The organism is Cypionkella sp. (assembly GCF_036782355.1).
GTDB lineage: Bacteria > Pseudomonadota > Alphaproteobacteria > Rhodobacterales > Rhodobacteraceae > Cypionkella.
Genome location: NZ_DAIPZF010000061.1, coordinates 5,769 through 11,293, shown reverse-complemented (window position 1 = coordinate 11,293; position 5,525 = coordinate 5,769). Strand labels below are relative to the sequence as shown.

Below are 5,525 nucleotides of genomic sequence, written 5' to 3'. Positions count from 1 at the left end.
GAAATCCCCAAAGTGCCCCAGACGATGATCAGCGGCACAAGATGCGGCAGGATATGGCGAAACAAGATCCGTGCAGTGCTGGCCCCCAAGGTGCGCTCGGCCGCGATGAAATCGCGCGCAGCAAGTGCTGAGGTCTCGGTATAGATCACCCGCGCTGTTTGCACCCAATTCACCAGCGCAATCACGAAAGCCACGATCCAGATTGAGGGTTGAAAAATTGCAGCCAAGCAAATCGCCAGCAGCAAGGCGGGAAAGGCCATCATCAGATCGGTAAAGCGCATCAGCACCGATCCAAGCCAGCCCTGAAAATACCCTGCGGTTATGCCGATCACCGTGCCGATAATCAGCGCAATCCCATTCGCCATCACGCCAATGATCAGCGAGGTGCGGGCACCGTAAAGCAGCCGGCTTAACAGATCGCGGCCCAAAAGATCCGTGCCCAGCAGGTAGGTGGCATCAGGCGGCAGCGGTTCTCCAAAAAGCGATAGACCGTCAAAATGCTGCTCAAACGGATCAAAGGGCGCAATCAGCGGTGCAAGAATGGCCGTACCGACGATCAGCACCACAAGCGCCAGCCCAAACAGCGCCATCTTGCGCTGCAACAACCGCCGCAAAGCACTATTAGCCCCTCGGTTTGCTGCAAGCGCTGTCATGACGAACCTCCTTGCGGGCGACGATCGCGCGGAAGAGCTGCGCGCTCCAGCACGCGGGCAGCAGCCTCTTCCAGACTAATGCGCGCATCCATCGCTTGGCTGCGCAGCGCGGAATAGGCGGCAGCCTCTGATCCAGTTTGCTCGATCAACATCACGACAGCCCGCACCACGGTCTGGCGCTCGCCGATTTTCTGGCGCAAATCACTAACTTCGGCCGACAATGTCCTACGCGCCTCAAAGGCATTGCGCGCAATCAGCAGCGCGCTATAGACGCCGCTATCGCCCACAGGCTTCAAGATTTGGGCCGTCGCCCCTGTCGCAAGCGCCCATTCGATACGGCCGGGTGCCTCAGATCCAATCAAAGCGATCAAAGGCATCGGAGCTTGACCCGCTTGCCAAGGAAACTGGTCGTCAAAGCCCATATCCGCGTCAAAAAACACGAAATCTGCGGCTAATGCTTCCGCTTCAAGCGTGGGCCAGCTTGTGGTGACGCGCAGGCCAACGGCAAGCAATTGCCGACTGAGCGCCGCCACAACAGGATGGGGGCGGTGCAGAATGATGGCATGCGCGCCCCCAAGATCAACGATCCTGACCCCGCGCTTCATGATACCACCCGCAAGCGCCGTGGCGCGGTCAGAACCGGTTGTGTCAGATAGGGGTCGCCCGCCACAACACCGCCCGCATGCACCACCTTAAAGACCCCATTTTGCACCTTGGCGATCAGCACGGGTTGCGCGCTGTGATGGGTCTTGGCGTCGATGCCGCTTTGTTGACCTGCGGCGGTCTTTAGCAAAGCCGCAATGGGCTGATTTGTGTCTTGTGACGTTGTCTCTAGCAGGTCCGCCAAAGCATGAACGGCGCGGTTGGCCGCTGCTTCGTGACTGCTGGCAAAGGCCTGCGTGCCATCGTGGAAATAGGGGCCGGCTGCGATCAACCCTTCTGCCGCCGTGCCAATATCGGACAATTCACATTCTGTCAGATTGCAGGACAAAATCGGGCAACGCGCAGGGTGAAAATGGGGATCGTTCTCGCCCAAGGCCGCATAGGCTTTCAGAAAGGCATAGGACGAAGGCCCAATCAGCGAGTTCAAGATAAAGTCTGGCTTTGTTGCACGCACCTCTTCGATCATGCGGTCGACATCAACCGACCCTATCGGCAAATAACGCTCGCCCAGAACTTCGCCGCCCGCCGTATGGATGATTTCGCGCGCAAGCCGGTTCATTTCCCAGCCCCAAATATAGTTGCTGCCCGTCAGATATCCGCGCCGACCGTAGGTTGGAAACGTCCAGTCCAGCAGCGGCAAAAGATGCTGATTTGGGCAGGCATGCAGATAAACAACGTGGTCCGATGCCTCGAAACCTTCGTAAGGCACCGTATACCAAAGCGTGCCGCCCGATTTTTCAAGCGTCGGGATCACCTCTTTGCGGCTCCACGATGTCACGCAGCCAATGATATGGCGCGCGGGGGTGTCGCGCAGAATTTCGTCACACAGTGGCCCATAAAGATCGACGTTGCCGGCGGGATCACGCTCGACCGCCACAAATGAAATTGAGCGGGCTGGATCAGCATTAATCTGCGCAATAGCATTCAGCGCGCCACTGCGGCAGGCATCGCTGATGCGGGCATAGCTGCCACTGCGCGAGTAGAGAATTCCAACTGAGACGCTGCGTTTCACGAAGGCCCTCAAATAAAAAAAGCCCGCCCGAAAATCCTCCAAAGTCGAAGGGATCGGGTCGGGCTTGCTTGCCACTCGGTGTTTAACCGGATTTGGATTAAGCATCTGCTTAGACGCGGCCTTGGTCAAGCCTCCTTGTTACACTGGACGCAACCTTTGGTTTTATCCAAGTGACGCCTGTAAAACTTGCGGTTTAAGGCCGCCTTGCGCAAATCGTAGTCATAACACTAACGGAAAGGCTGGACCAAGCTGGGCCTGCGCCCTAGCCTCTGGCCGCGACTCGCGGTTTGATAGCTTTCCAAGGTCTGCAACAGCGCCGCGCTTGTGGCTTCAATTGCGCCCGTGCCAGCGCAGGGATGGCGGCTTTGGTATCAACATCGCAATCGACAAAACGGGCTTTGGCAGAGGCATGGCGCATCGGGTTTCCTTAGCGGGTAAAGGCTTGCACATTGCCAGCATCGACGTTCAGAATATTGCCCGTCGATTTGGCCGAAAGATCCGAAGCAAAGAAATAGGCCGCCTCGGCGATGTCTTCGGGATAGACCGAGCGCTTGAGCAACGAGCGCTGACGATACATCTCCTCCAGCCCGTCCTTGTCGGTCTTATAGGTGCGGGCGCGTTGGTCGAGCCATTCGCCCGACCAGATTTTCGACCCGCGCAGAACCGCATCAGGATTGACCACATTGACGCGAATACCCGCCTCGGCGCCCTCAAGCGCGAGGCAGCGGGCCAGGTGGATTTCGGCTGCCTTGGCGGTGCAATAGGCCGAGGCATTGGGCGAGGCCGCAAGCCCGTTCTTAGAGGCCACAAAGACAACAGAGCCGCCGATGCCCTGCACCCGCATCAGTTTGAAGGCTTCGCGGCTGACCAGAAAATAGCCGGTCGACAGGATGCCCATATTCTTGTTCCACAGCGCCAAAGAGGTGTCTTCGATGGCGGCAGAGCTGGCGATACCTGCGTTGGAAACCAGAATATCAATGCCGCCAAAATCAAGCGCTGTCTGGGCAAAAGCCGCCATAACCGCCGCTTCATCGGTGACATTCATCTGGATCGCACGAACCGCATCTGCGCCAAAGCGGCCAGAAATCTCGGCCCGCGCGCTGCACAGCGCTTCGGCGTCGATATCGGCCAGCATCACACAAGCCCCCTCGGCCAGATAGCGCTCGGCGGTGGCACGACCAATGCCGCCCGCCCCGCCTGTGACCAAGGCCACGCGTCCTGCAAGCGATTTTGGCTTTGGCATCCGCGACAGCTTTGCCTCTTCCAGCAGCCAATATTCGATGTCAAAGGCCTCTTGTTCGGGCAGGCCGCAATAGGTAGAAACCGCCGAAGCCCCACGCATCACATTGATTGCGTTGACATAGAACTCGCCCGAAATCCGGGCGGTGGCGCAGTCTTTGGCAAAGGTGATCATGCCGACGCCGGGCACCAGATAGACCACCGCATTGGGGTCACGCAGCGCCGGTGAGTCTGCATGTTTGCAACGCGCATAATAGGCGGCGTAATCCTCGCGGTAGGCGGCGATCTGCGCGGGCAGGCCCGCCATCACCGCCTCCATGTCATTGGCGGCAGGATCAAAATCCACCACCAGCGGACGGATTTTGGTGCGCAAAAAATGGTCAGGGCAAGAAGTGCCAAGCGCGGCCAGCGCCACCATATCCTTGGCGTTGACAAACTCCAGCACGGCGTCGCTGTCGTCAAAATGCCCCACCATATGCTGCTGCCCCGAGACCATGCCGCGAATGGCCGGCATCAGCCGCGCGGCAACGTCACGGCGGGCTTCAGGCGCAAGGCTGTGATGCAGCGCGCCACCAAAGGCCGGCAGGCCCGCGGTTTTGGCCTCGAACCAATCCATCGCCTTTTGGATGATCTGCAAGGTCAGCGCATAGCAGGCCTCGGCGTCATCATCCCAGGTGAACAACCCGTGGCTTTCCAGCACGACGCCCTTGGCATCGGGGTTTTCAAGGCAGAATTTTTCCAGCCAAAGCCCAAGCTCGAAGCCCGGGCGTTTCCACGGCAGCCAGCCGATGTCTTTGCCAAAAATCTCTTGCGTCAGAGCGCGGGAATTCGCGCTTGCAGCAATCGCAATGACGGCATCTGGGTGCATGTGATCGACATGTTTACGCGGCACATAGGCGTGCAAAGGCGTGTCGATAGAGGCCGCGCGCACATTCAGATTGAAGGTGCAATGCGGCAGCAAGCCGACCATCTCATCCTCCATAGGCAGGCCGCGATAGACCGCCTTCAGCGCCCGCAGCTTATCCATGTAAAGCGTGGCAAAACCGTCCATTTTGATGGAGCCTACATCCCCGCCCGAGCCCTTGACCCAAAGCACTTCAACCAGGGTCCCGCTCAGAGGATCAACCTCCATCACTTTGGCCGAGGTATTGCCGCCGCCGTAATTGGTGATGCGCTTGTCCGAGCCCAGCAGATTCGAACGATACAGCAGCTTTTGCGCCTCGCTCATGGCAGCAGCCTTGGCCGCATCCCATTGATTTTGCAGGCACTTAGGCATGATCGCTGTCATATCTTCCTCCTCGGCACGGCTGCGGCGGGTCGGCCTTTTTGAACCAAACCTGCGGGGCCAGCAGCAAAGTGTCAATCAAAAACAATCATTCTTGATCGTCATTAGCTCCAAAATGATTGAAATTGACAATTCTCGATTGACAATACGCGACTCCCCGCACAGCGTAAGAGACACAGCGTAAGAGACAAGGGGAGAGATCCATGCACGAAAGCGAACGCCACAGGCTCATTCTATCCGCCATCCAGGATCGCCCTGTGGTGACGGTGATCGAACTGTGTAACATGACCGCCGCCTCCGAGGCCACCATCCGCCGCGACATTGCCACCTTGCATATGCAAAATCGCTTGCGTCGGGTGCGTGGTGGCGCGGAATCGATCAACCCACCGCAGTTCGTGGGTCTGGCGGGGCGGCCATTTTCGGTCAACGAAGTGCTGCATGCCAAGCAAAAACAAGCGATTGCCCGCGCGGCCGTCAAGCTATGTGACGATGGCGACAGCATCATCATCAACGGCGGCACCACGACCTTTCAGATGGTGCATCCGCTGGCGGGGCGACGGCTGCAAATCTTTACCAACTCGTTCCCGATTGCCGCGCATTTGCTCAAGCATTCCAAGAACACTATCACCCTGTCGGGCGGCACGATCTACCGCGAACAGAACATCATCCTTTC

The 5,525-nt window shown here is 58.2% G+C and carries 4 protein-coding genes and 1 pseudogene; 1 reads left to right on the top strand and 4 read right to left on the bottom strand.

The annotated features are described in order from the left end of the window. The 4 genes from V7Q10_RS15230 to V7Q10_RS15215 form a co-directional block, all read right to left on the bottom strand. Positions 1-653 (bottom strand): ABC transporter permease (locus V7Q10_RS15230; protein ID WP_333869990.1); only part of this gene is annotated, 653 nt, incomplete at its 3' end. Continuing rightward, on the bottom strand, positions 650-1,258 hold the full coding sequence (locus tag V7Q10_RS15225) for an ANTAR domain-containing response regulator (protein WP_333869989.1): 609 nt from the start codon (positions 1,256-1,258) through the stop codon (positions 650-652). The genes V7Q10_RS15230 and V7Q10_RS15225, both read right to left, overlap by 4 nt. Then, the gene (locus V7Q10_RS15220) at positions 1,255-2,328 is read right to left on the bottom strand and encodes a transporter substrate-binding protein (RefSeq protein WP_333869988.1); all 1,074 of its coding nucleotides are present in this window, start codon (positions 2,326-2,328) and stop codon (positions 1,255-1,257) included. Before V7Q10_RS15220 ends, V7Q10_RS15225 begins: the two co-directional genes overlap by 4 nt. Before the next feature lie 427 nt (positions 2,329-2,755). Then, on the bottom strand, positions 2,756-4,855 hold the full coding sequence (locus V7Q10_RS15215) for a bifunctional rhamnulose-1-phosphate aldolase/short-chain dehydrogenase (RefSeq protein ID WP_333869987.1): 2,100 nt from the start codon (positions 4,853-4,855) through the stop codon (positions 2,756-2,758). A 200-nt stretch (positions 4,856-5,055) separates the two neighbouring features. Here V7Q10_RS15215 and V7Q10_RS15210 point away from each other — a divergent pair. Further along, positions 5,056-5,525: pseudogene (locus tag V7Q10_RS15210) on the top strand (DeoR/GlpR family DNA-binding transcription regulator); the annotation flags it as partial.

What these genes read in the sequence shown, in the direction of transcription:
- V7Q10_RS15225 (WP_333869989.1), bottom strand. Translation starts at nt 1,258, where the DNA reads ATGAAGCGCGGGGTCAGGATCGTTGATCTTGGGGGCGCGCATGCCATC.
- V7Q10_RS15215 (WP_333869987.1), bottom strand. Translation starts at nt 4,855, where the DNA reads ATGACAGCGATCATGCCTAAGTGCCTGCAAAATCAATGGGATGCGGCC.